The sequence below is a fragment of the Ferrovibrio sp. GW821-FHT12E11 genome, assembly GCF_058806975.1.
In genome coordinates this window covers 2,676,037-2,700,608 of sequence record NZ_JBXAQG010000001.1, presented here as the reverse complement: position 1 = coordinate 2,700,608, position 24,572 = coordinate 2,676,037, and the positions used below count along the sequence as shown (strand labels likewise).

The following is a 24,572-nucleotide window of genomic DNA, read 5'->3' as shown; positions in this document are numbered from 1 at the left end:
TTACGCCGCCGAGACCGGCGTCTTGCTGCCGGCGGCAGGCGCGGCAGCGGCCTGCCCATTGGGCGCGTGTTCGAATTCCGGCACGAGCGTCTTCATCAGCTGCAGCAGCGCGGCCGTGTCCTGTTCGCGCGCGGCCTGGGCCGCCACCGCAATGGCGCGATCCAGTTCGGCGCGGTCGACGATGCGCGGCGCCGCCAGCATGATGCCATCCTGCGGCGTGGGCATCGTGGCCTCGTCGCTGTGCAGCACTTCCTCATACAGCTTCTCGCCCGGGCGCAGGCCGGTATAGACGATCTTTACATCCTTGTCGGGGCGCAGCCCGGCGAGGCGGATCATCTGCTGCGCCAGGTCGCGGATGCGCACCGGCTCGCCCATGTCGAGCACGAAAATCTTGCCCGCCGCCTGCACGGTGTCACCCGACATGGCGGCGGCCTGCAGGATCAGTTCGACCGCCTCGCGCGTGGTCATGAAGAAGCGCGTGACATCGGGATGCGTCACCGTCAGCGGCCCACCCATGCCGAGCTGGCGCTGGAACAGCGGCACCACCGACCCGGACGAGCCCAGCACATTGCCGAACCGCACAGTGACAAACTGCGTGGCGGCATTGCTGCTGGCACGTTCCAGATCCAGACTCTGGCAGACCATCTCGGCCACGCGCTTGCTGGCGCCCATCACATTGGTGGGGTTGACCGCCTTGTCGGTGGAGATCATCACCATGACGCCGACGCCATGGCGCCGGCTGGCCTGCGCCACCACCGCGGTGCCCTGCACATTGGTGAGGATGCCCTCGCCGATATTGGCCTCCACCAGCGGCACATGCTTGTAGGCCGCGGCATGCAGCACGATTTCGGGGCGATGGGCGGCGAAGACCCGCTCGACCGCATCGGCGCTGCGCACATCGCCGAGCACCGGCAGCCGCGCCACACCGGGGAAGCGTTCGGCCAGCTCCATGTCGATCTGGTAGAGCGCATGTTCGCTCTGTTCGAACAGCACGATCAGCGCCGGCTCCAGCGCTGCCACCTGGCGCACCAGTTCCGAGCCGATGGTGCCCCCGGCGCCGGTGACCAGCACGCGCTTGCCACCAACCAGCCGGATGACGGCGGCGCGGTCGAGCACGCGTTGCGGCCGGCCGAGCAGGTCTTCCACATCGATGGGCCGCACCTGCGAGGCGCCGTCGCTCTCTTTGCGGAATTCAGTCAGCCGCGGCAGGCGCGCCACCGTGATGCCGAGATGGCCGGCGGCATCGACCAGCGCGCCGATGACGCGACCGTCGAAGCGATCGTCGGCGATGATGATGCGGTGCGGCCGGTCCATGGGGCGCATCTGCGCGACAATAGTGGCGAGGTCGTCGATGCGGCCGAGCACACGGATGCCGCGCAGATCGCGGCCATGGCGGCCGGCGGAATCGTCAAGGATGCCGACAACGCGATAGGGCGTCTGGCTGCCGCGCTGCATCTCGCGGATGAAGGCATCGGCAGCGGCGCCGGAGCCAAGCAGCAGCACCGGCACGCGCTTGTCGTCGCCCCATTGCAGGGCAGCAACCAGGCTGCCGTCCTTCCAGCTGCGATAGAGCATGCGCGGCCCGGTCAGCAGCGCGACCAGGATGAAGAACTGCAGCACCGAGGCGCTGCGCGGATAGTCTTCCAGGCGGGTGAACAGGAACAGGATGGCGAGGAAGATCAGGATCGACAGCGCCGATCCGCGCAGAATGGCGATGACATCGCGCATCGAGGCGAAATGCCAGATGCCACGATAGAGCCCCGCGAACAGGAAGACGACCCCGGCGACGGCGGCGAAACCGACGGTATCGACCAGCCAGTCTTCCAGCGACCAGCGATGGTCCACGATACTGAAGCGCAGCCAGAGCGCCAGCAGGAAGGACAGTGCCGCCATGACGATATCATGCAGTGCCACCAGCAGGACGCGGTGGTTGAGCCGGAGCAGGCGCGGGGATTTGGCGGGACTGGCCATGATCGGTCTCAGTCTAGCGGCTGGGCCGGTTCGGCGAAATGCCTACAGAGCAGCGCCGTCAGAACCAGTGCGATGGCCAGCGCGGCCAGGGCCGCGCCGAGCGACAGGGTGCTGAGCAGCGCCAGCAGGATGAGGATGGTATTCAGCAGGGCGATACGGGTGGCGACCGCAGCATGACTGCCGAGCTTGCGCGCGCCCTGCTGGTAGAAATGGCTGCGATGGGCCTGCCAGACCTTTTCGCGCCGCAGCAGCCGGCGCAGCAAGGTGACGGTGGCATCCATCCAGTAATACATCGGCAGGATCAGGGCGGCGGCCCAGTCGCCCGAGAGGGCGAGCAGCACCAGCAGCAGGCCGAGCAGGTAGCCCACCGGGACGCTGCCGACATCGCCGAGGAAAACTTTCGCCCGGCCCCAGTTCCATGGCAGGAAGCCCAGCGCGGCCGCGGCGACGATCAGGCCGGTTGCATCGACGATGCCGGAGGGCTGCGTGGCGAAGACCAGCGCAATACCGCAGCCGACCGTGGCCATCTCGACACCGGTGATGCCATTGATGCCATCCATGAAGTTGAACAGGTTGGTGAACCAGATCCAGGCCAGGAACAGCAGGATGCGTTCGAGCCAAACCGGCAGCAGCCCTTGCGTGATGCTGGCGAAATCCGGCAGCAGCGCCAGCAGCAGGCCGACGGCCAGCATCTGCACGCCGAGCCGCAAACCGACGGGCAGGCCGCCACGGCGATCATCGAGCCAGGAGACCAGTGCCAGCGCCGCCATGCCGAGCAGCGCCAGCAGGAAATAGTCGTCCGGGTCGTAGCCGTACCAGACGATGCAGCCGAGCAGGATGCCGGCGGTGACGGCGACGCCGCCGCCGCGCGGCGTGATCTCGCTGTGGCTGGAGCGTTCGTTGGGGATATCGAAGACCGCGCGGCGCTGCAGCCAGCCGATCAGCGGCTTCAGCGCGATAAAAACAAACAGGCCGCTCGCAACGGCGATACCGGCGGCGATCAGCCAGTCCTGCGCGACATCGCTCACAGCGCCTCTCCCTGCTGTGTCAGCACATGGCGATAGGCGGCGAGGCTCTCGGCGACGAACTGCTCGACCGAGAATTCCGCCACCGCGATGGCGCGGCTGCGCGCCGCCAGACGCTGGCGCAGGGCCGGATCGCGCAGCAGGCGGTCGATGGCGGCTGCCGTGGCCGGGCCGTCGCCCACCGGCACCAGCAGGCCGTTTTCCTCATGGCGCACCACTTCGCGGCAGCCCGGCGCATCGGTGGTGACGATGGCGCGGCCGATGGCGGCGGCCTCGATCAGCCCGCGCGGCAGGCCTTCGCGATAAGACGGCATGACGATGATATGGGCGCGCGCCAGCATCGCCGGCATGTCTTCGGCGAAGCCCCAGTATTCGACCGCGCCGCCGTCGATCCAGGCCTGGAGCTGCGCCGCGCCCACATCGGTGGGGTTATCCGGATCGGGCCGGCCGACCAGCACGAAACGCACGCCGGGCTGGCGCAGCGCTTCGGCAGCAGCGACGAATTCGCGCAGGCCCTTGTCGCCCAGCAGCCGCGCGGGGAACATCACGACCGTTTCGCCGGGCGGTTCGGGCTGCGGCGCGAAACGCTGCATGTCGACGCCGCAGCCGCGGATCATCACATAGCGGCTGTCGGGCAGCAGGCGATGCTGCTCGAAGACAGCGAGATCGTCGGGGTTCTGGAAAATGGCGAGGCTGTTACGATGATGCAGCGCGAAGCGATAGAGCGGTTCCAGCAGCCGCCGCATCAGTCGCGTCCTGCCATCGTCGCGGATGAACAGGAAGCCGAGGCCGGTGATGGCATGCACCACGGCGGGCACACCGACCAGCCGCGCGGCGATGCCGCCCCAGATCACCGGCTTGATCGAGACCAGATGCACGATGCGCGGCCGCAGCCCCAGCATCAGCCAGAACAGGTCGAGCAGCAGGCGCAGTTCGGCCAGCGGGTTGGTGCCGCCGCGCCCGAGCGGGATCGGATGGATATGGAAGCCCTCGGCGGTCAGGCGGGCCGTCATCGCCGGATCGGCCGGAGCCGCCACATGCACGTCCCAGCCGGCATCGCGCATGGCCCGGCCGACCGGCAGGCGATGGGTGGCGAAGAACAGGGCTTCCTGCACAACGATCAGCAGGCGGCGCGGGGGCGAGGAACGGACCATGGCCCGGCTCTACCGGCTGGCACCGGGGCGGTCAAGCGGTCAAATCCCCTTATCCTTCCATGGCTTTCCGGGTGGCTTTATTGACAGGGCCGGGCAGCCGGGCTACCCCCTGATTTCCGGTATCCCAGAGCAAGGCAGTCCGTGTCCGCCCCCTCGTCCGCTTCCCCCATTGCCGTGATCGGCCTCGGCTATGTCGGTCTGCCGCTGGCGGTGGCGCTGGCCAGGCATTTCCCGGTGGTCGGCTTCGATGTCGACCGCAGCCGGATCGAGGAATTGCGGCGCGGCCAGGACCGCACCCACGAGATCGGTGCCGACGCCCTGAAGGCCTCGACGCTGAAGCTCAGCGCCGATGCCGCCGACCTGCCCGGCCATGCCATCTATATCGTCACCGTGCCGACCCCGGTGGACGACAAGAACGTGCCCGATCTCGGCCCGGTGCGCTCGGCCTCGCGCACGGTGGGCACGGCGCTGAAGACGAAACCGGCCAAGGGCGCTGTCGTCGTCTATGAAAGCACCGTCTATCCCGGTGTTACCGAAGAGGTCTGCGGCCCGATCCTGGAAGAACTGTCGGGCCTCGTCTGCGGCAAGGATTTCTTCCTCGGCTATTCGCCCGAGCGCATCAATCCCGGCGACAAGGTGCATACGGTCGACAAGATCACCAAGGTGGTGGCCGGCCAGACGCCGGCCGTGGCGGCGCAGCTTGCCGATGTCTACGGCCGGATCACTTCGGGCGGCATCCATCTGGCGCCGACGATCAAGACGGCGGAAGCCGCCAAGGTGATCGAGAATGCCCAGCGCGACATCAACATCGCCTTCATCAACGAGATCGCCATGATCTTCGGCAAGATGGGCATTTCCACCCATGACGTGCTGGAAGCCGCCGGCACCAAGTGGAATTTCCTGAAATTCCAGCCCGGCCTGGTCGGCGGCCACTGCATCGGCGTCGATCCCTATTACCTGGCGCATCGCGCCGGCGAACTGGGTCATGACGCCCGTATCATCCTGTCGGGCCGCGCCATCAACGACGGCATGAGCGGCTATGTGGCCGACAGCATCGCCGCGCGCATCCAGCCGAAGAGCAATATCCTGGTGCTGGGCCTGACCTTCAAGGAAGACGTGCCCGACCTGCGCAATTCCAAGATCGCCGACCTGATCGCGGCGCTCGGCCGCCATGGCCATTCGGTCGCCGTGCACGATCCACTGGCCGACCCGAACGAAGCGCAGCATGAATATGGCCTGATGCTGGCGCCGCGGCTCGACCAGCTTTCGGGCTTCGACGCCGTGGTGGTGGCGGTGCCGCATGAGCAGTATCGCGGGCTCGACACGGCGGCGCTCGCCCGCCTGGTCAGATCCGGCGGCCTGCTGGCCGACCTGAAGGGCCTGTGGCGCGGCCGCGGCCTGCCCGACAGCCTGCAATACTGGTCGCTGTAATCGCGCGGCACTGGACAGGGCCGCCGCCCTGCCCAAAATAAGCCGGCCACAGGAGTTTTCGCCATGTCCGAACAGGTCGACACCCGCATCCCGGTTTCCGTCATCACCGGCTTCCTGGGCGCGGGCAAAAGCACGCTGCTCAACCGCCTGCTGCGCCACCCGGACATGGGCGAGACCGCCGTGATCGTCAACGAATTCGGCGAGATCGGCCTGGACCATGCGCTGATCGCCTCCAGCAAGGAAGACACCGTGCTGCTCAGCTCGGGCTGCCTGTGCTGCACGGTGCGCGGCGACCTGGTGAACACCTTCCGCGAGCTGACCGCCAAGCGCGACAGCGGCGAGGTCAAGCCGTTCAAGCGCGTGGTGATCGAGACCACCGGCCTGGCCGATCCAGCCCCGGTGCTGCATACCCTGATGAGCGATCCGGTGGTGGCCGAGCGCTGCCGCCTGGAAAGCGTGGTGACGCTGGTGGATGCCGTGAACGGCGACAGCACCCTGGACCATCATATTGAAGCCGTGAAACAGGCCGCCGTCGCCGACCGCCTGGTGCTGACCAAGACCGACCTGGCCGACGCAAAAGCCGTACAGAAGCTGCGCCATCGCCTGCAGCATCTCAATCCCGGCGCCGCCGTCTTCACCGCGATCGGCGGCGACATCGCGCCCAAACCGCTGTTCAATGCCGGGCTCTACGATCCCTCGACCAAGAGCTTCGACGTGCAGAACTGGCTACGCGCGGAATCCTATGAGGCCGGCCACGACCATCATCATGACCACGATCATCACGACCATGACCATCATCATCACGATCATGGCCATGATCACGGGCACCAGCATTTCGAGACGCCGGACGGCAAGCTCGACGTCAACCGCCATGACGCCACGATCCAGTCCTTCTGCCTGACCTTCGATCAGCCCTTCGAATGGAACACGCTGGCCACCTGGCTCGACCTGCTGGCCGCCTATCGCGGCGACAACCTGCTGCGCGTCAAAGGCCTGGTCAATGTCACCGGCGTCGACCGTCCGGTGGTGATCCATGGCGTGCAGCACCTGTTCCATCCGCCCGCCACCATTCCGGCCTGGCCCGATGCCGACCGGCGCAGCCGCATCGTCTTCATCACCCGCGACCTCGGCCGCGAGGTGATCGAGCAGACCCTGGTGGCGCTGCAGCAGGCCGAGCCCTCGCCCACGGATATCGCCGCCCCCGCATGAGTGAAACGCCCGCCCCAGTCGAGATTCCGAGCTTCCCGCCGCCGGCGCCGCCCGGCAACGTGACGGAGCTGATCGCGCTGGCCGAAACCTTCGGCAAGGTGGTGCGGGCCGAGACCAAGGCGCTGAAGGACGGCCATCGCAGCCAGTTCGAGGCGCTGACGGCACGCAAGGAGGAATACCACCATGCCCTGCGCGAGGGCATGGGCGTGCTGGAGCCGCAGCGCCAACAGGCCACCATGCAGATGCGCGAACGCTGGCGCCATGTGGCGGCCGAATGCGAACAGGCGCTGCAGGACAATGCCCAGCTGATCGCCCGCGAGCAGCTGCATGCCGCCGCCATGCTGGACATGCTGCGCAACACGCTGCGCATCCAGCAGCGCCAGTCGGTCGGCTATGGCCGCGACGGCCGCCTGAGGCCGCGCGGATGAACAGCCAACCGCCAGGTTCCGACCTGGCCGCCGATCCCGACCTGCACGACCTGATCCGGTCCTTGCGCGCCACGGCGCGGACCCGCGTCTTTTCCGTCTCCTATGGCGGCCGCAAACTCTGGGTGAAGACCGCCGGCACGCCGCGCCTGCGCTCGTCGGTGCTGTTGCAGAAGACCATCGCCGCCGTCTTCGCCCTGCCGATCCTGCGGCCGGCGAAGAACCGCAGCGGCGCACTGGGTCTGGCCGCCGAGGCCGCAGCGATCCGCGCCCTGGACGCCGCCGGTTTCCCGGTGCCGGCCGTGCTGGCCTGCACCGGCCAGTGGCTGGTGCTGAGCGATGCCGGCGCGGCGCTGGAAACGCAGCTCAACGAAACCCATGACCCGGCGGCGCGCTGGCAGATGATCGGCAGCGCCGCGGCGCTGCTGGGCCGCCTGCATGCGGCCGGCCTGTGGCATGGCGGTGCGCAGATCCGCAATTTCAGCTGGGCTGGCGATGCCCCCGGCCTGCTCGACCTGGAAGACCACGACCTTCCCGGCATGACCCTGGCCGAGAAGCAGGCGCGCGACCTGCTGCTGTTTCTCTATTCCCTGATCCGTTACGACCGCCCGGGCAAGGACACTGCCACGCCGCCGCGCCTGCCGGCGCTCGCCGCCACCATGGTGGCGCAGGCAACGCCGGAAGCCCGGCTGCATCTGCGCAAGCTGCGCCGCCGCATGACCTGGCTGCTGGCACTGGCGCGGCTGCTGGCGCCCTATGCCGGCCGCGACGTGCGCCAGGCGGCGGCAGCCGACGATGCGCTGGGCCAAGCCCTGGCGCAGATCGCGGACTAGACCAGCTTTTCCATGAACAGGCTGAGCGGATCTGGCGCGTAATCGCCGAATGCCGCAATCTCGCGATAGCCCATCTTGCGATACAGCCCGATGGCTTCGGACTGACGGATACCGGTTTCCAGGCGCAGGCAGCGCAGGCCCTGCGCCATCGCATGGGCTTCCAGCGCCTCGAGGATGCGACGGCCAAGACCGCGACCGCGCGCGACTTTCGACAGATACATGCGCTTGATCTCGGCATAGTCGCCGCGTAGCGCCACCGCCCCGCAACCGAGCAGGATGCCATCGGCGCGCGCGGCGAAGAAGGCGATGCCGGGCTGCTGCAGCGTGGCGATATCCAGCAGATGGTTGCTCTCGGCCGGATAGAGCGTGGCATACCAGGCATCGGCGGCGCCCAGCAGCGCAACGGTATCGGGCCGATCCGGGTTCTCGATAGCGATGGCGACGGTCATGTCAGAACGAGGTCGCCAGTCCGATGCTGCCGACATTGATGCCGCGCCAGTTGTTCAGCGGCTGCTCGACCAGCGGACGCACCTGCTCGCGGCCGGCTTCGTCCAACAGCTTCAGATGCTCCAGCAGGCCGCCGAGTGCTGTCTGTGCCGCCCGCGCCGTGCCGTCCAGCACCTTGAGCGCGATGCCCAGACCCAGTTCGGCGGAGGCCGCCGTATACACGCCCTCGGCGCCGGTCTTGGCGATGAAGCGGCCCTTGCCGGCCTGCATCACGACGGTGCAGAAACGCCCCGTGCCGGCAATGTAGAACGGCTCGGCCGCCACGGCGGCGGCGATGCGTTTTGCTGCTTTGGCGCGTTCGGGGGCGAGGCCCACGCCGGTGACGAAGCGGGCAAAGCCCCAGGCCAGGTTATGCAGCGGGATCGCCATGGTCGGCATCGAGCAGCCGTCGACCGCGAAGGTGGCCGGATCGATCTTCACGCCGCAGACATCCTCGATCGCCGCGGTGACGCGGCGCTGCACCGGATGGTCGGGCTTCACATAGCCGCGGATGTCTTCCTGCAGATGCGTCGCCACCGACACCATGCCGGCATGCTTGCCCGAGCAGTTGTTGTGCAGCGGCGTGGGCGCTTCCTGGCGGCGGGCAATATTGCGCGCGGTCTCGTCGTGATAGGGCCAGTGCGCGCCGCATTCCAGATCGTCAGGCTTGAGCCCGATGCGGGCGAGCCAGGCGCCCACGGTTTCGGTATGGCCGGCCTCGCCGCCATGGCTGGCGCCCGACATGGCGAGTTCCTTCTGGCTGAGCGCAAAGGCGTCAGCGGCGCCGCTTTCGACCAGCGGCAGGGCCTGGATCGCCTTGTTCGAGGAGCGCGGGAAGATCATGGCCTGGGGATCGCCCCAGGAGGCCAGCGTTTTGCCGGCGGCATCGACGATGGTGGCCACCACCGGATGGCGGCTTTCCACTTGCGTGCCGCGCTTCACTTCAACGATAAAGGGCCGCGCACCGGGCGCAGGCAGGGGGGCGAAGGGCTGGCCCATGGCTGGAACTCCTGTCTTGAATCCGGTGGCTTTATACACGCAAGACACTGCACTGGTAAGAAACGGGACCTAAGGATGCGCGGCTTTTTCGGAATCGGCGTTGAAGGCATGAGCAAGCCGATGAATGCAGGCAACCTGTTCCGCACGGCGCATGCCTTCGGCGGCAGCTTCGTCTTCACCATCGCCGCCACCTATTCGGTGAATGCCGCCCGGTCAGATACCAGCAAGACGCCGCATAATCTGCCCTGGTACACCTATGACAGCGCCGCCGACCTGACGCTGCCGACCGGCTGCAAACTGGTGGGAATCGAACTGCTGGACGAGGCCATCGAGCTGCCGAGCTTCCGCCACCCCCTGCGGGCCGCCTATGTGCTGGGCCCGGAAATGGGCTCGCTGAGCCCGGAACTGGTGGCGCGCTGCGACCATGTGATCAAGATCCCGACCAGCTTCTGCGTCAATGTCGGCGTGGCGGGGGCCATCGTCATGTATGACCGCCTCATCAACCTGGGACGGTTCGCCGAACGGCCGCTGTCGCCGCTGGCTGTTGCACAACCGCTGGGCAATCCCGGCGGCCGGCACCCCAAGCGATAACCTGTCGGGGCGATATCGACCGCAGGCTGGGGCAATCTGCGGTTTACGCGACTCGGATCGCACCCGATTTCTAATAGAATCAAAGACCTGCGCGTTTGCTTTTGATCCCGGGCCTGTCATAGTTGCAAGGGGTCGTGGCACGCAGCAAAAGGTCGGCAAGACAGTGAACGCGCCATCGGGGGTGACAGAGGTTGGCAGCGGGGTGGTCCTGTGTCAGGACGCCCATTCGCTGTCCGAACGGCGCGCCCGCATCATGATCGGCCGCGTCTGCCGCGACTATCTGGACGAAAACATCCTCACGCCGATCGAGCTGCTGCATCACAGCGGCCATGCCAAGCTGCTGAACGGCGCCGAGAACCTGTGCGCCGCCCTGGTGCAGAAGGCCGCCGTGGCCCAGGCCCAGGCGACCAACACCGCCATGCGCGACAAGGTGAAAAAGCTCTACGCCATCACCGTCGCCGCCATCACCCAGGTGGAAGCCTTCGAGAAGCGCCTGCCGGCGGCGACGCCGCTGACGCACCGGCTGCTGACGCAGCTGGCCGGATCCGATCCGCTCTACGGCCAGCGCATCGCCTTTTGCGGCCTGGCGCATCACCTGAACCTGAGCAAGAACTGGACCGAGAAGGCCGAGCGCTGCCTGGCCCTGTTTGAGCCCGGCATCGACCCGGCCGCCGTCGCCATCCTGGATGAGGCGCTGGCGGAAATCCTGCAGGGCAAGACCGCGATACCCGACTTGCTGGGCAAGTTCCGCGATGCCCGCGTGCGCATCATCCAGCTGCTGTCGCTGCTGGATGGCCGCTACGCCATCGACGACCATGCCTACGAAACCGGGTTTGCCCAGCGGCTGCATGACATCGGCACCAAGCACAAGATGCCGGCGCTGCGCGATGCGGTGATCCAGCTGGTGCGGCGTTTGCTGCAGTCCTCGGTGGCGCTGCTGTCGGACGAGCCGGCCGAGGAATTCGCCGCCACCCGCGAAGTCTATGCGCTGCTGACCCGGGACCGCGAATTCGCCACCGAGCTGGGCGCCGCCGACCTGTTCGAGAAGCGCATGGTGCGGCTGGTGACGGCCGAGAAGCTGGCGCGCCTGATCCCCGGCCATTACTCGGCACCGAAGCTGATGCAGGGCCTGAAGCTGTTCGAGGAAAGCATCGGCGACGGCCCGAAGGAAATCCTGCTCAAATACATCTCCTACCTGTTCGAGCATCGCGACTTGGAAAAGGAGTTCATCGACTCCGCCTACTCGACCGAGGAAAAGGTCGAGATCGCCCAGGAGCTGCGCAAGAAGCTGATCAGCGTCGGCCTGTCGGACCACCGCCGCGAAGCCTTCCTCGGCATCCTCGATCCGCTGATCCAGCGCATCGGCCAGGACCAGCGCCGGGCCACCCGCAACCTCTGCGGGCCGGAAGACCATGTGGTGCTGGAAGGCAACCGCATCCCGCTGAAGAACTGGAGTGTGCGCGGCCTGCTGTTCGGGCCGATCACCGGCACCTTCCTGGAAGGCGAATTGCTGAAACTGACGGTGAAGATCAAGAACCCGAAATTGCAGATCACCTTCGACGCCGAAGGTGATGTTGTGCGCTATACGGACGATGGCTTCGTGGCGATGAAGTACCAATGCCACGACAAGCAGATGGCCAAGAAGGTGGCGCTGTATTTCGACCCCTTCGCCGGCGCCAAGGTCTGAGCTTTCCACCCTGCCGCCAGCGCGCTAGACTGCCACACCTAGGGGTGGGGTATTCTCATGCGTAATCGTCTTGCTGCCGGCCTGCTGCTGTCGCTGGCCTTTGTCGCCAGCCCTGATCCGGTTCATGCCCAGGCGCCGGCTGCGCAGCCTGCTGCCATGCTGGCGGCGCCGCCGCGCAGCATCGCCGATATCGTCGCCATCCTCGACCAGGAAAAACCCGATCCGGCCAAGCGCGCGCAGCTGATCGCGCAGGCCGATGCGGCCGAACCCGCCGGGCTCGACGCCCGCCAGCGCAGCCGCTTCCTTTACGATCGCGCCCAGGCGCGCACCCTGCTGGCGCGCTCCGATGCCGCATTGGTCGATGCCGAGCTGGCCGCAAAGCTGGCCGACGAAGTCGGCGACGACAGCTACCGCATCCTCCAGCTCGTCGCTTCGCTCAAACGCCATACCGGCGACCTGCAGGGCTCGCATGCCCTCTCGGTCCAATTGGCCGAAACCGCCAACAAGTCGCGCAGCCGCGGGCGCGCCATGAATGCCTATCGCCAGGCCGGTCAGGCCGCCATCGATCTGGGCCGGCTCGATCTCGCCGAGCAGTATGTCGGCTATGCGGAAGGCATCTATCGCGAACTCGCCAATAACACCCGCAACACCAGCATCTTCATGGTCCTGCCGAGCTGGCAGTCCGAGATCGACCTGTCGAAAGCGCAGATCGCCGCCGCCCGCGGTCGCCACGACGAGGCCGAGCGCCAGTTCGTCGCCGGTATCGCCAATGTGCGCGACGCCATCGAGAAATCGAAGAACTGGCCCGACCGGCCGCCGGCCGGCGGCATGGAAAATGGCAACGACCTGAATCTGGCACGACTGGGCGAGACGAAACTGGCGCAGGGCCGCATTGTCGAAGCCGAAGTGGATGTGCGGCAGGCGCTGCTGAGCATCCTGCGGCGCAGCGGCAAATATTTCGGCCCGACGGCACAGGCGACCGCCGCGCTGTCGGGAGTGCTGGTGGAACAGGGCCGTTACACCGAAGCCGAGAAGCTGTCGCGCACCGCGCTCGACATCCTGCGCGAGATCGGCATGGACGAAACCGCGCCGCAAGTGAGCAATGCCAAGCGCGCGCTGGCCAATGTGATCCTGCTGCAGCGACGCTGGGCCGAGGCCGCCGCGCTGTATGAAGAAGCGATGAGCGCCAACCAGCGGGCGGAGGGCGGCCGGATTGGCGGTCGCTTCGCCAATGGCCGCGTGCTGGCGCTGGCCCGCACCGGACGCAACGATGCGGCCCGCGACGTCGCCGGCCGCATGCTACAGGCCAGCGTCGAACGCGTGGGCGAGCGCCATGCCGATACGGCGCTGGCGCGCGGCCTGCATGGCGTGGCGCTGGCCGCCGCCGGGCAGGATGCCGAGGCCGTCGCCGCCTTCCGCGCCGCCCTGCCGGTGATCCTGTCGGCCTCGCGCCAGGCCGATACGGAAGAAACCACCTCGGCCTCGCGCGACTTCTACATCCAGACCATTGTCGAGAGCTACATCGTGCTGCTGGCCAAGGTGCAGGGCACGCCGGCAGCAAGCGGGCTGGATGCCGGCACCGAAAGCTTCCGCCTCGCTGATGCGGCGCGCGGCCGCAGCGTGCAGCGCGCGCTCTCGGCCTCGGCGGCGCGCGCCAGCGTGCGCGACCCGGCGCTGGCGACGCTGATCCGCCAGGAGCAGGATGAGCAGAAGCAGATCGCCGCCCAGTTCGGACTCTTAAGCAACCTGCTGGCGCTGCCGCCGGGCCAACGCGACGACAAGACGATCACGACGCTGCGGACCCAGGTCGACAAGCTGCGCGATGCGCGCGCCAAGACCCGGCAGGACATCGAGAAGCGCTTCCCCGATTATGCCAGCCTGATCGATCCGCGCGCCCCATCCGCTGATGACGTGCGCGCCAGCCTGCGGCCCGACGAGGCGCTGCTGTCCTTCTATCTGGCGCCGGAGAACAGCTTTGTCTGGGTGGTGCCAAAGGACGGCCCGGTCAGCTTCGCCACCCGCCCGGTTGGCGCCGCCGCCATCGAGAAATCGGTGAATGCCTTGCGCCGCGCGCTCGATCCGCAGGCCCAGACGCTGGGCGACATCCCGGCCTATGACCTCAAGCTGGCCTATCAGCTGTACGAAACCCTGCTGCAGCCAGTGGAAGCCGGATGGAAGCCGGCGAAAAGCCTGTATGTGGTCAGCAACGGCGCGCTCGGCCTGCTGCCGCTGTCGCTGCTGCCCACCGCACCCGCCACCGCAGATGCGAAGGCAGCCCCGCTGTTCGAGGGCTACAAGGCCGTGCCCTGGCTGGCGCGCACCCATGCGGTGACGCAGCTGCCCTCCACCGCGGCGCTGAAGACCCTGCGCAGCCTGCCGGCCGGCAGCGCCAGCCGGGCGCCGCTGATCGGCTTCGGTGATCCCTTCTTCAGCAAGGAACAGGCGGCCGAAGCCGCCAGCGAAACACCGGTGCGCATTGCCTCGGCCGATCCGGTGGCGGTGCGCGGCGCCAAGCTGAACCGCCGCAACGCGCCGCAGACCACCGGCATCGACAGCGCCGAACTGGCGCAGCTGCCGCGCCTGCCCGATACCGCCGACGAACTGCGCTCGGTCGCCGCCGCCATGCAGGCCGATGCAGCGAAGTCGCTGTATCTGGGCAAGCATGCCAACGAGAAGATCGTCAAGCAAAGCAAACTCGATGGTTACAAGGTTGTGGCCTTCGCCACCCATGGCCTGGTACCGGGCGAGTTGAACGGCCTGACGCAGCCGGCGCTGGCGCTGAGCGCGCCGCTGGTGGCCGATGTCGATGGCGACGGGCTGCTGACCATGGATGAAATCCTCGGCCTGAAGCTGGATGCCGACTGGGTGATCCTGTCGGCCTGCAACACCGGCACCGGTGCGGGCGCCGGCGCCGAAGCCGCATCCGGCCTCGGCCGCGCCTTCTTCTATGCCGGCACGCGGGCGCTGCTGCTCACCAACTGGTCGGTGCATTCGGCCTCGGCGCGCGATCTGGTCACCGACCTGTTCCGCCGCCAGGCCAGCGACGCGAGGCTCAGCCGCGCCGAAGCCCTGCGTCAGGCCATGGTGGCGCTGCTCGACGGCCCGGGCTACCAGGAAGACGGCAAGACGCTGTTCAGCTACGGCCACCCGATCTTCTGGGCGCCCTACAGCCTGATGGGCGATGGCGGCTGATCGGGGCGGCTGATTACTTCTCGCTGAGATCGGTGACGGCCGGCCAGGCCGCACCAGCCGGCAGGGCATCGATGCGCCGCCGCAGCTTCTCCGCCGCGGCATCCTCGGGCAAGGCGTCGAGCAGCGCGCGCGCCTCGGCCATGGCATTGCGCGCCAGCGCCGCCTGCACCGCAGAAAACACCTCAGCCTGCTGCTGCTGCGCCGGCGTGGCGCGATGGCTGCGCGCCAGCGGTTCGAACAGCGGCACCGGCTGGCGGCGGCCGACCACGCGCACAACATCCACCGGCCGCGCCAGAATGCCGGGCCCGGCGGCCTCAATGGTGGCCGCGCTGGTGAGGATGCGGGTGCCGTAGGCCTTGTTGGCGCCTTCCAGCCGCGCTGCCAGATTCACTGCATCGCCCATGGCCGTGTAGTTGAAGCGCCGCGGCGAGCCGATATTGCCGATCAGGACCACGCCGGTGTTGAGGCCGATCCGCGTGCGCAGCGGCTGGCCGGCGATGGCGAAGCGCTCGGGCTCGCGCTGCAGCGCCTGCTGCATCTGCAGAGCCGCGCGTACCGCATGGGTGGCGTGGCCGCCATCGTCCAGCGGCGCGCCGAAGACGGCGACGATGGCATCGCCGATATATTTGTCGACGAAGCCGCCATGGTCCTCGATGATCGCGGTCATCGCCGAAAAATAGGTGTTCAGGCCCTGCACCAGCGTGGTCGCATCGCAGGCCTCCGAAATCGCGGTGAAGCCGGCGATGTCGGAAAACAGCACGGTGACCGCGCGTTCCTCGCCGCCGAGCGCCGGCAGGTTGCCGCTGGCCAGCATCTTCTGCACCAGCGCCGGCGGCAGGTAGAGCGAGAAGACGCGGGCCAGCTGGCGCTTGTCGCGGTCGCTGACCATGAAGCGGAACGCGATCACCATGCCAAGCGTCAGCAGCAGCGCCGCGGCCATGTTCAGCCAGGGCAGCACCAGCGCCTGCTGCAGCAACGCTGCCGCGCTCACCGGCAGGGCCAGGCCAAGCACAGCCACCAGGCCGATACCGAGCAGCAGCGGCAGGCGGAAGACCAGCAGACCGGCCGCCAGCGTGATCACCAGCGTCGCAGCAAACACCGCGGCCGGCGACCCGTCGCGCAGTTCGGTGCCGTCCAGCAGGTTGTTGATGCCGGCGGCATGGATATAGACGCCGGGCAGGCTGTCGCGCGTGAAGGCGCCATGCAGCGGCATCACCGGATGGACACACCGCGGCGGCGCATTGGCGCCATCGGGCGCGGTGGCCAGACGCTTGGACGTCAGGCGGCGGTCTTCCACATCCAGCACGGTGGCGAACAGCACGGTCTTGCCGGCGAACTGCTGGCGGAAATAGTCAGGCCTGCCAGCCTGAGCACAGGCGTAAAGATCGGCCAGCGAATAGGTCGGAATATCGCCAGCGCCGGTGTTGAAGTTGAGGCCGAGATTGCCGGCCGCATCGGTGCGGATCGCCGCTGCCTCGCGCGCCAGCCCGCTGCGCTGCGCCAGCTCCATGGCAAAGCCCGGCTCGGTGCCGCCGGCAATGGTGAAGTGCAGCGGCAGGCGGCGGATGATGCCATCGGAATCTTCGGTGACGTTGAGCGCACGGATATTGCCGCCGCCGCCAACCGCCACCTGCTGGCCGCCATGGGGCAGGATCGGCTGTTCGGAATGCTGCACCTTGCCCAGCACCAGCCGGCCGCTGCGCGCGGCGTTACGCAAGCTGATCAGGAAGTCGCGCTCGAAGCCGCGCTGGAAACTCTCCAGCGACGTGGACCAGACGATATCGAAACCGATGGCTTTTGCTTCGGCCGCCACGTTGTTCAGCGCCGGCGCCAGCAGCGGCGGCCAGGCGGCCTGCGGCGTATCGGCAAAGGGCGGACGGCGATAGGTTTCCTCGTCGATAGCGACAACGACGACATGGCTCTGTGCCGGCGTGGCCTGCGGACCGAAGAGCGCGTGGCGCAGCGGGAACAGCAGATCGAGAGAAAGACCACGCAGCGGATCGCCAGGCGGGCCGAGCGCCAGCCCCGCCGTCGCCAGGGCCAGCCCGGCGATGACCGCCAGATCGCGCAGCCGCATGGATAAAGCGCCTAGAAGCGGACCAGGCGCAGCAACAGCGGACCGGCGCCTTCGGCCGCATCCATGGTGATCTGGAACACGGTCGAGCGGCCGTTCAGCTCGACGCGATATAGGCCGCCGGCATCCAGCGTCTTGCCGGTCTTGCCGTAGTCGAACAGTTTGCCGCCGACCTGGAACATCTGCACGGTCTCGATGATATCCAGCCGCTCGATAATCAGCTGGCCCGGTCGCTCGATGGTGAAGGCCGGCGCGGTGTAGCTCACCGTCACAGCAGCTTCGGGCATCCCCGACTTCTTCTTGCCGCTGCCCGGCTGGCCGCGGAAGACCATGGCGCCGCTCTTGCCCGCCTGGCTCTGGCCGAGCTGCATGCCGCCCGCGCATTTGAGCTGTTCGGTCTGCAGCTTCGCGCCGGTGACGGTGGAGCCGGCTTCGCCGATCACGACCGTGCCGGTGCTGCCGCCCTGGCTGGTGACGATGGTTTCACGGGTGCAGGATTCGAGATAGCCGAGCACCAGGGTGGCGCCCGCCGGCAGACGGATGCTCTGACCCGGACTGAGGAAATCGAAAGCCTCGACGCCGGCAACCCGGGCCGACAGATCCTCGACAATGGCCGCCGCCGGCTTTTTCGCCTGCGCCCAGGCACCGCCCGTCGCCAGCACAGCCAGCGCCGCCGCGATGATTGCTGTTCCGATTACTGTCGTCCTGAAAGACTGGACCATCTGAATGCTTCCCCCGGCCCTACCCGCCGGCCCGGATCATACCAGAAACGCCGGCGCCCGGCACAAACAAAAACCCCGGCAGATTGCTCTGCCGGGGTTTCGCGTTTCAGTAGAAAACGCTGTGGCTTTCGGGGCTGCGGCTTACTGGCCGGCCTCGTCGTCCTTCTTCTTGCGCATGGCGGCGCCCAGGATGTCGCCGAGCGACGCACCGGAGTCCGTGGAACCGAACTGTTCCATTGCCTTGCGGTCTTCTTCCATCTCGCGGGCCTTCACCGACAGGGTCAGCTTGCGGGCCTTGCCGTCGATGGTCACGATCTTGGCGTCCAGCTTGTCGCCGACCGAGAAACGGTCGGGGCGCTGTTCGTCGCGATCGCGGCTCAGCTCGGTGCGGCGGATATAGCCCTGCACACCGTCGCCGACGCTGACCGAGAGACCCTTGGGATCGACCGCGGCCACCGTGCAGGTGACAACGCTGCCCTTCTTGAGGTCGCCCAGCGACTGGAACGGATCGTTGCCCAGCTGCTTGATGCCGAGGCTGATGCGCTCCTTCTCGACGTCGATGTCGAGAACCTGCGCCTGCACGACCTGGCCCTTGGTGTACTCGGTGATGGCCTGCTCGCCCGGCTTGTTCCAGTCGAGATCCGACAGATGGACCATGCCGTCCACGCCGCCGTCGAGACCGATGAACAGACCGAACTCGGTGATGTTCTTGATCTCGCCTTCGATGTTCGAACCGATCGGATGCTTCTCGGCGAAGGCATCCCACGGATTGGACATGCACTGCTTCAGGCCCAGGCTGATGCGGCGCTTGGCCGGATCGACCTCGAGCACCATCACTTCGACTTCCTGCGAGGTCGAAACGATCTTGCCCGGATGGACATTCTTCTTGGTCCAGCTCATCTCGGAGACGTGGACGAGGCCTTCCACACCCGGCTCCAGTTCCACGAAGGCGCCGTAGTCGGTGATGTTGGTGACGCGACCCATGAAGCGGGCGGTGACCGGGTACTTGGACTTCACGCCCTCCCACGGATCGGCTTCCAGCTGCTTCATGCCGAGGCTGATGCGCTGGGTTTCCGGGTTCACGCGAATGACCTGGACCTTCACGGTCTGGCCGATCGACAGCACTTCGGAGGGATGGTTCACGCGACGCCAGGCGATGTCGGTGACATGCAGCAGGCCGTCGACGCCGCCGAGATCAACGAACGCACCGTAATCGGTGATGTTCTTGACCACGCCGTCGAGGATCTGGCCTTCCTTGAGGTTGGACACCAGTTCGCTGCGGGCTTCGGCGCGGCTCTCTTCGAGCACGGCACGACGCGAGACAACGATGTTGCCGCGGCGACGATCCATCTTGAGGATCTGGAACGGGGTCGGCTGGCCCATGAGCGGACCGATGTCGCGCACCGGGCGCACATCGACCTGGCTGCCCGGCAGGAAGGCGACGGCACCCGACAGGTCGACGGTGAAGCCGCCCTTGACCTTGCCGAAGATGACGCCTTCGACGCGCTGGTTGGCGTTGAAGCTCTGCTCCAGCTTTTCCCAGGCTTCTTCACGGCGGGCCTTGTCGCGGCTGATGACCGCTTCGCCCATGGCATTTTCGATACGGTCGAGGAAGACCTCGACGACATCGCCGATCTTCACTTCGGCGGCGCGGCCCGGGCCGGCAAATTCCTTGACCGGAACGCGGCCTTCGCACTTCAGACCGACATCGATCAGCGCAAAGTCGTTTTCAATGGCGACGATGATGCCCTTGACCACCGAGCCTTCCATGGCGGAAGACGAGGTGAAGGACTCTTCGAGCAGATCGGCAAAATTCTCGTTGTCCGCGGAATACGTTTCCGCAGCCTTAACGGCAGGACGCTTGGCCATTATGTCTCCTAGGGACCCCGGGGGTTGGTGGCCTGCCGGATACTCAGAAGCATCCGTGGGGTGATCAGGCATCCGGCGCGACGCGGGCAACCGGAGGGTTGGTTGGGGAACCTGAAGACGGGCGTCAGCGCTTCAGGGCTGCTGCGACGAGATCGGAAGCCGCAGTAACGGCCGCTTCTATAGCCAAATCCGAGGTATCCAGCAAGTGGGCATCGTCGGCCGCCTTGAGCGGCGCGGCGCTTCTGGCGCGGTCCTGCTCGTCGCGGCGGCGCAAGTCGGCCAGCACCCGCTCAAATGTGGCGGTCTCGCCCTTGTCGACCAGCTCGCGATGGCGGCGTTCCGCCCGCACCTCATCGCGCGCCGTCACGAACAGCTTCACCGGCGCATCGGGGCAGACCACGGTGCCAATGTCGCGCCCGTCCAGCACGGCGCCGGGTTTGCCGCCGGGCGGATGGGCGGCAAAACGGCGCTGATAGTCCAGCAGGGCGGCGCGCACGCCGGGGATGGCGGCCACTTTCGAGGCAGCCAGACCGACCGCCTCGCTGCGCAGGTCGGCGGCGGCGAGATCGGATTCATCCAGCGATTCCGCAGCCTTGGCGGCAGCCTGCGGATCGGCCGGGTCGGCCTTCAGCCGCAGCACCTTTGACCCGACGGCGCGATAGAGCGAGCCGGTGTCGAGATAGGCAAAGCCGTAAAGATCGGCCAGGCGACGGGCCAGCGTGCCCTTGCCGGCGGCCACGGGGCCATCGACGGCAATGACGACAGAAGCGGTCGGGGAAACGGTCATGGGTCTTGGTAGACCGGCACCATGGCCGGAAACAAGGGGTTGGCTGAGGCTTCGTTGGTGTTCGTTGAGCTTCGTTCGGCTTCGTTTGAGTTCGTTCGGCTTCGTTTGGCTTCGTAGCGCTTCGTTTCGGTTCGCTCGGGATCGCGGGACTTCCCGCGAACCCCTCTCAAAATCTTAAACAGAACAATATAGGAACATTATTTGTCCCTTCAAGACCCCTTCCGGGCTTTGCCCGATGGCACCGTAAAATCCGCCGCGGCCGCCACCTGGTGCAGGGTCTTGAGGAATTCCTGGGCCAGGCGCGACAGCGGGCGGTCGCGTGCCTGCAGGATGCGGGCAACGCTTTCGGCATCGGGCCGCAGCGGCCGGATCACCAGATCGTCGTTGCGGATACCGTGGAAGGCGAAACCATCCAGCAGCGCGATGCCAGCCCCGGCGCGCACTAGGGCCAGCGCAGTGGCCGATTGCGAGACCTCGACGGCGACACGCAGCGGCACATTGGCATCGGCAAAGATGCGGCTGGCCTGATTGCCGAGCGGCAAATGGCGGCTGAGGCAGATCAGCGGTTCTTTCGCCAGATCCGCCGGCCGCAGCGCTGCCTTCGCCACCAGCGCATGCCGGCGTGGCAGCACGCAGCCAAGCCGGCTGGAACACAGGTCGCTGACCACCACGCCACCGGCCATGCCGCCGACGGCGATGGGCCCGATGATGACGCCGAGATCGGCGCGGTAATCGGCGATACGGTTGGCGATCTCCTGCGCCGTCAGCGCCTGGATCACCACAGCAACATCGGGCCGTTGCGCGCGAAAGCGCTGCACCGCCTGCGGCAGCAGCGCGTTCGCGAGCGCCGGGATCGCCGCCAGCGTCAGCGTGCCCGACTGGCCGGTGCGCAAGCCGCCGGCCAGCCGCTGCACGGCATCGATGGCGGCGAAGGCACCGATGGTTTCGGGGAACAGCGCCTGCGCCTCGGGTGTCGGCAGCAGGCGTTTCTTCTGCCGCACGAACAGCGGAAAACCGAGCCGCTGTTCGGCATTCTGCAGCAGCCGGCTGACCGCGGGCTGGGTGATGTTGAGCGCGCCGGCTGCCGCCGTGACGCTGCCCAGCTCCATCACGCGGCGAAACACATCCATCTCTCGCAGATTCAGCAGCATGGTTCATAAGCTCGGAACATGATCTCAGGTGTAATCGGCATTTGAAACTATGACCTGCGCCGCGACAATGGGGACCAACAAAGTATCTGGAGGATACGCAGTGAAGGTTGTCGAAATCCGCGGCTATCAGCTCGGCTTTTCCCCCGCGCCCGCGCTCGGCAATGCCCGCACCTTCATCCGCCGGCGCGATTTCCTGCTGGTGCAGGTGATCACTGACAGCGGCATCAGCGGCTGGGGCGAGGTATTTGCCTCACCGCATGCAGCCGGTGCCCTGATCCAGGCGCGGCTGGCCACACTCGTGCTGGGCCAGTCGCCGCAGCATTACGGCCGCATCTGGGACGCCATGACGGCCACCATCGGCTACGATCGCCGCGGCGTGGCCATGATGGCGATCTCGGCGCTCGACATGGCGCTGCATGATGCCGCCGCCAAGGCCCGAGAGATGAGCGTCGCCGCCATGCTGGGCGGCGCCCTGCGCGAGCGCGTGTTCACTTACGCCAGCGGGCCCTTCATCCTAGAAGGCAGCGATGCTTACGGCCATTACCTGCGTGAGACGGACGCCTATCTGACGCGCGGCTTCCGCGCCTTCAAGCCGCGCGCCGGCTTCGATCCGCGCGCCGATGGCGCGATGGCGACGACCATGCGCAGGCATGTCGGGCCTGATGTTGCGCTGATGGTCGATATCAACCAGGGCTATACGGCGCGGGCGGCGATTGAGTCCGCCCGCCGCATGGACGAGGCTGGCCTGCTGTGGATCGAGGAACCGGTGCTGGCCGAGGATATCGCCGGTTACAGGGCTGTGGCCGATGCGGTACCGGTGGCGATTTCCGGCGGCGAAGCACTGGGCAGCCTGGCTGCCTTCCGCGATTTCCTGGCCGCGGGTACGTTTTCCATTCTGCAACCCGACCTGACGGTTTGCGGCGGCTACAGCGGTTTTCAGCGCGTGGCAGCGCTGGCGGCGGCTTACGACCTGCCAGTGATGCCGCATGTCTTCGGCACCATCGTCAACCAGCGCGCGGCGCTGCAGATGGCGGCCCTGCTGCCGGCGCGGCGCGGCGGCGGCCCCGCGCCCTATCCCTATATGGAAATCGATGCCACGCCGAACCCGCTGCTTACGGTGGCCGGCGCGATGCCGGTGGACAGCGACGGCATGATGACCGTACCGGATGCGCCCGGCACCGGACTGGACCTCGATCCCGAACGCCTGACGCCCTGGCTGACCGCCAGCTGGCGCTGCGCAGCCTGACCGCATAACGATAAACCGGAGGAACCCGAGATGATCAAGATGAACCGCCGCAGCTTCCTGATGGCACTCGCCACGGCCGGCAGCGCGCCGCTGGTTTTCCCTGCGCGCAACGCCGGGGCCGCCGCCAGCTGGCCGGAGCGGCCGGTCACCATCGTGGTGCCCTTCCCCGCCGGCGGCAGCAACGACGTGCTGGCGCGCCTGTTCGCCCAGAGCTTCAGCCAGAGTTTCGGCAAGCCCTTCGTGGTCGAGAACCGCGCCGGCGCCAATGGCAATATCGGGGCCAATGCGGTGGCGCGCGCCGCCCCCGATGGCCATACGTTGCTGCTGTCGGGCAACGGGCAGAATGCGATGAACCATGCCCTGTACAGCCAGATGACTTATGATTCGCGCAAGGACTTCGTGCATATCGGCCAGATCGGCACGATCGCCAATGCGCTGCTGGTCTCGGCCGATTTCCCGGCCCAGAGCTTCCGGGACTATATCGCGCTGGCGAAGTCCAAGCCCGACCAGGTGGCCTGCGCCAGTCCGGGCAGCGGCTCCTCGGGCCATCTCGCCATGGCGATGCTGCAGCATTCCGCCGGCATCAAGCTGCAGCATGTGCCATACCGTGGCGCCGCGCCAGCGATCACCGATGTGATCGGCGGCCAGGTCAACTCGGTAATGATCAATGTCGATGTGGCCCTGCCGCATGTGCGCTCGGGCAAGCTGAAGGTGCTGGCCGTCACCAGCGCGCAGCGCAATCCGCTCTACCCGGAAGCGCCGACCGTAGCCGAGTCCGGTTTCTCCGGTTTCGCCGCCACCGGCTGGATGGGGCTGTCGGCGCCGGCCGGCACAGCGCCTGAAATCGTCGCCCAGCTCAACCGCGCCATCAACACCACCCTGGCCGAAGCGGCCGTGAAGGAGCGCTATGCGGCCGGCGGCTATGTCCCCGGCGGCGGCACGCCGCAAGCCTATGCCGGTTTCATCGCAGCCGAGATCGACAAATGGGCCAAGGTGGTGAAGGAGACCGGCGCGACGGTTGAATAAAGCGCCCCGGCAAGGCGCCGCTCAGCCCTCGGCCGGCACCGCGCCCGGACGCTCGCCGGCCAGGATATCGGCGAAGCGGTGATTGACGTCGCGGTGGGTGCCTTCATCCGCCCGGGTGGCCAGCACCACATCGCGCAGGGTCGCATCTGCCGGCAGCTTCCAGTAGTCGATGGCGACCTGGGGCGCAGGAATATTGGGATGCCGGCCGGCATCAATCTCGGCCAGGTAATGCGTGTAGCTGACCACCGCCTCTTCTTCCAGATAGCCGACGATGCGATGGGCGGTCTTCGGCGCCAGCAGGTAGAGCAGGAAAAAGGTGTTGAAGAAGGCACCCTGCACCAGCAGCACCAGCAGGCGTTCGAAGGCATTGGGTTTGGCGATGGTGACGAAGACCATCAGATGCATGCGCTCGTTCTCGGCCTCGTCCAGCAGGGTATGGATCCAGCCGCGGTCATCCTTCATGCGGCGCAGGGATTTCAGATGCACCAGCATGCCGCCGACCATGCCGGGCACGGCGGCGACGGTTTCCAGCACCACGGCGCGGTGGCCGTAGCGTTTGGCGAAAAACGCATCGGCAAAGAACCGCATGGTCTTCACCACGATCAGCGCGATGCGGTCGGACAGATCGGCGGGCACGTGATGGCGCGGCGTGTCGCTGTCCGGATGGCGGGCAGACTCAGCTGACATTGGGTGG

Annotated in this window: 20 protein-coding genes; 9 read left to right on the top strand and 11 right to left on the bottom strand. The window is 67.0% G+C overall.

What is annotated here, in order from left to right; translation table 11 throughout:
* The 3 genes from AC1ROT_RS13470 to AC1ROT_RS13460 are packed head-to-tail and all read right to left on the bottom strand — an operon-like array spanning position 1 to position 4,150.
* A complete protein-coding gene (locus tag AC1ROT_RS13470) occupies positions 1-1,971 on the bottom strand; it encodes a polysaccharide biosynthesis protein (RefSeq protein WP_492999575.1) in 1,971 nt (656 codons plus the stop codon).
* Positions 1,972-1,979: 8 nt separating this feature from the next.
* Positions 1,980-2,999 (bottom strand): MraY family glycosyltransferase, encoded by a 1,020-nt coding sequence (locus AC1ROT_RS13465; RefSeq protein WP_492999573.1) that lies wholly within the window; start codon positions 2,997-2,999, stop codon positions 1,980-1,982.
* Entirely contained in the window at positions 2,996-4,150 is a 1,155-nt protein-coding gene (locus tag AC1ROT_RS13460; protein WP_492999572.1) for a glycosyltransferase family 4 protein, read from the bottom strand. Before AC1ROT_RS13460 ends, AC1ROT_RS13465 begins: the two co-directional genes overlap by 4 nt.
* 141 nt (positions 4,151-4,291) lie before the next feature.
* On the opposite strand from AC1ROT_RS13460, the gene AC1ROT_RS13455 reads away from it, so the two are divergent.
* The 4 genes from AC1ROT_RS13455 to AC1ROT_RS13440 all read left to right on the top strand — a co-directional run bounded on the left by AC1ROT_RS13455 (position 4,292) and on the right by AC1ROT_RS13440 (position 8,048).
* On the top strand, positions 4,292-5,581 hold the full coding sequence (locus AC1ROT_RS13455) for a nucleotide sugar dehydrogenase (RefSeq protein ID WP_492999571.1): 1,290 nt from the start codon (positions 4,292-4,294) through the stop codon (positions 5,579-5,581).
* 63 nt (positions 5,582-5,644) lie between these two features.
* On the top strand, positions 5,645-6,790 hold the full coding sequence (locus AC1ROT_RS13450; protein ID WP_492999570.1) for a CobW family GTP-binding protein: 1,146 nt from the start codon (positions 5,645-5,647) through the stop codon (positions 6,788-6,790).
* Positions 6,787-7,218, top strand: coding sequence for a hypothetical protein (locus AC1ROT_RS13445; RefSeq protein WP_492972182.1), 432 nt, complete (start codon positions 6,787-6,789; stop codon positions 7,216-7,218). The genes AC1ROT_RS13450 and AC1ROT_RS13445 overlap by 4 nt, the downstream gene beginning before the upstream one ends.
* Complete coding sequence (locus AC1ROT_RS13440) at positions 7,215-8,048, top strand: hypothetical protein (RefSeq protein WP_492999567.1); 834 nt, start codon at positions 7,215-7,217, stop codon at positions 8,046-8,048. The genes AC1ROT_RS13445 and AC1ROT_RS13440 overlap by 4 nt, the downstream gene beginning before the upstream one ends.
* Here AC1ROT_RS13440 and AC1ROT_RS13435 read toward each other — a convergent pair.
* Entirely contained in the window at positions 8,045-8,497 is a 453-nt protein-coding gene (locus AC1ROT_RS13435) for a GNAT family N-acetyltransferase (RefSeq protein WP_492999565.1), read from the bottom strand. The genes AC1ROT_RS13440 and AC1ROT_RS13435 overlap by 4 nt on opposite strands.
* A 1-nt stretch (position 8,498) precedes the next feature.
* Positions 8,499-9,533, bottom strand: a complete 1,035-nt coding sequence (locus tag AC1ROT_RS13430; RefSeq protein ID WP_492999563.1) for an asparaginase — start codon at positions 9,531-9,533, stop codon at positions 8,499-8,501.
* A 75-nt stretch (positions 9,534-9,608) separates the two neighbouring features.
* Between AC1ROT_RS13430 and AC1ROT_RS13425 the strand changes: the two genes are divergently transcribed.
* From AC1ROT_RS13425 to AC1ROT_RS13415, 3 genes are all read left to right on the top strand, one after another.
* Positions 9,609-10,124, top strand: a complete 516-nt coding sequence (locus AC1ROT_RS13425) for an RNA methyltransferase (protein ID WP_492999562.1) — start codon at positions 9,609-9,611, stop codon at positions 10,122-10,124.
* A 202-nt stretch (positions 10,125-10,326) separates the two neighbouring features.
* Positions 10,327-11,811: a hypothetical protein gene (locus AC1ROT_RS13420; protein ID WP_492999560.1), complete on the top strand. Its 1,485-nt coding sequence runs from the start codon at positions 10,327-10,329 to the stop codon at positions 11,809-11,811.
* Positions 11,812-11,868: 57 nt separating this feature from the next.
* Positions 11,869-15,003 (top strand): CHAT domain-containing protein, encoded by a 3,135-nt coding sequence (locus tag AC1ROT_RS13415; RefSeq protein ID WP_492999559.1) that lies wholly within the window; start codon positions 11,869-11,871, stop codon positions 15,001-15,003.
* A gap of 13 nt (positions 15,004-15,016) precedes the next feature.
* Here AC1ROT_RS13415 and AC1ROT_RS13410 read toward each other — a convergent pair whose 3' ends face one another.
* The 5 genes from AC1ROT_RS13410 to AC1ROT_RS13390 form a co-directional block, all read right to left on the bottom strand.
* Positions 15,017-17,080 (bottom strand): adenylate/guanylate cyclase domain-containing protein, encoded by a 2,064-nt coding sequence (locus AC1ROT_RS13410; protein WP_492999558.1) that lies wholly within the window; start codon positions 17,078-17,080, stop codon positions 15,017-15,019.
* A gap of 11 nt (positions 17,081-17,091) precedes the next feature.
* A complete protein-coding gene (locus AC1ROT_RS13405) occupies positions 17,092-17,799 on the bottom strand; it encodes a hypothetical protein (protein WP_492999556.1) in 708 nt (235 codons plus the stop codon).
* 141 nt (positions 17,800-17,940) lie between these two features.
* The gene (rpsA, locus tag AC1ROT_RS13400) at positions 17,941-19,668 is read right to left on the bottom strand and encodes a 30S ribosomal protein S1 (RefSeq protein WP_492972191.1); all 1,728 of its coding nucleotides are present in this window, start codon (positions 19,666-19,668) and stop codon (positions 17,941-17,943) included.
* Positions 19,669-19,792: 124 nt separating this feature from the next.
* On the bottom strand, positions 19,793-20,455 hold the full coding sequence (gene cmk / locus AC1ROT_RS13395) for a (d)CMP kinase (protein ID WP_492999555.1): 663 nt from the start codon (positions 20,453-20,455) through the stop codon (positions 19,793-19,795).
* A gap of 209 nt (positions 20,456-20,664) precedes the next feature.
* Positions 20,665-21,606, bottom strand: coding sequence for a LysR substrate-binding domain-containing protein (locus AC1ROT_RS13390; protein WP_492999553.1), 942 nt, complete (start codon positions 21,604-21,606; stop codon positions 20,665-20,667).
* Between the two features lie 100 nt (positions 21,607-21,706).
* Here AC1ROT_RS13390 and AC1ROT_RS13385 point away from each other — a divergent pair, with 100 nt between their 5' ends.
* Complete coding sequence (locus AC1ROT_RS13385) at positions 21,707-22,852, top strand: mandelate racemase/muconate lactonizing enzyme family protein (RefSeq protein ID WP_492999552.1); 1,146 nt, start codon at positions 21,707-21,709, stop codon at positions 22,850-22,852.
* A 30-nt stretch (positions 22,853-22,882) separates the two neighbouring features.
* A complete protein-coding gene (locus AC1ROT_RS13380) occupies positions 22,883-23,878 on the top strand; it encodes a Bug family tripartite tricarboxylate transporter substrate binding protein (RefSeq protein ID WP_492999550.1) in 996 nt (331 codons plus the stop codon).
* A 21-nt stretch (positions 23,879-23,899) separates the two neighbouring features.
* Here AC1ROT_RS13380 and AC1ROT_RS13375 read toward each other — a convergent pair whose 3' ends face one another.
* Positions 23,900-24,565: an alternative oxidase gene (locus AC1ROT_RS13375; RefSeq protein ID WP_492999549.1), complete on the bottom strand. Its 666-nt coding sequence runs from the start codon at positions 24,563-24,565 to the stop codon at positions 23,900-23,902.
* Between the last annotated feature and the right edge of the window lie 7 nt (positions 24,566-24,572).

Excerpts from the sequence above, each read along its gene's own strand:
- AC1ROT_RS13470 (WP_492999575.1), bottom strand. The coding sequence starts at position 1,971 with ATGGCCAGTCCCGCCAAATCCCCGCGCCTGCTCCGGCTCAACCACCGC.
- AC1ROT_RS13460 (WP_492999572.1), bottom strand. The coding sequence starts at position 4,150 with ATGGTCCGTTCCTCGCCCCCGCGCCGCCTGCTGATCGTTGTGCAGGAA.
- AC1ROT_RS13450 (WP_492999570.1), top strand. The coding sequence starts at position 5,645 with ATGTCCGAACAGGTCGACACCCGCATCCCGGTTTCCGTCATCACCGGC.
- AC1ROT_RS13445 (WP_492972182.1), top strand. The coding sequence starts at position 6,787 with ATGAGTGAAACGCCCGCCCCAGTCGAGATTCCGAGCTTCCCGCCGCCG.
- AC1ROT_RS13440 (WP_492999567.1), top strand. The coding sequence starts at position 7,215 with ATGAACAGCCAACCGCCAGGTTCCGACCTGGCCGCCGATCCCGACCTG.
- AC1ROT_RS13435 (WP_492999565.1), bottom strand. The coding sequence starts at position 8,497 with ATGACCGTCGCCATCGCTATCGAGAACCCGGATCGGCCCGATACCGTT.
- AC1ROT_RS13430 (WP_492999563.1), bottom strand. The coding sequence starts at position 9,533 with ATGGGCCAGCCCTTCGCCCCCCTGCCTGCGCCCGGTGCGCGGCCCTTT.
- AC1ROT_RS13425 (WP_492999562.1), top strand. The coding sequence starts at position 9,609 with ATGCGCGGCTTTTTCGGAATCGGCGTTGAAGGCATGAGCAAGCCGATG.
- AC1ROT_RS13415 (WP_492999559.1), top strand. The coding sequence starts at position 11,869 with ATGCGTAATCGTCTTGCTGCCGGCCTGCTGCTGTCGCTGGCCTTTGTC.
- AC1ROT_RS13410 (WP_492999558.1), bottom strand. The coding sequence starts at position 17,080 with ATGCGGCTGCGCGATCTGGCGGTCATCGCCGGGCTGGCCCTGGCGACG.
- AC1ROT_RS13405 (WP_492999556.1), bottom strand. The coding sequence starts at position 17,799 with ATGGTCCAGTCTTTCAGGACGACAGTAATCGGAACAGCAATCATCGCG.
- rpsA (WP_492972191.1), bottom strand. The coding sequence starts at position 19,668 with ATGGCCAAGCGTCCTGCCGTTAAGGCTGCGGAAACGTATTCCGCGGAC.
- cmk (WP_492999555.1), bottom strand. The coding sequence starts at position 20,455 with ATGACCGTTTCCCCGACCGCTTCTGTCGTCATTGCCGTCGATGGCCCC.
- AC1ROT_RS13390 (WP_492999553.1), bottom strand. The coding sequence starts at position 21,606 with ATGCTGCTGAATCTGCGAGAGATGGATGTGTTTCGCCGCGTGATGGAG.
- AC1ROT_RS13380 (WP_492999550.1), top strand. The coding sequence starts at position 22,883 with ATGATCAAGATGAACCGCCGCAGCTTCCTGATGGCACTCGCCACGGCC.
- AC1ROT_RS13375 (WP_492999549.1), bottom strand. The coding sequence starts at position 24,565 with ATGTCAGCTGAGTCTGCCCGCCATCCGGACAGCGACACGCCGCGCCAT.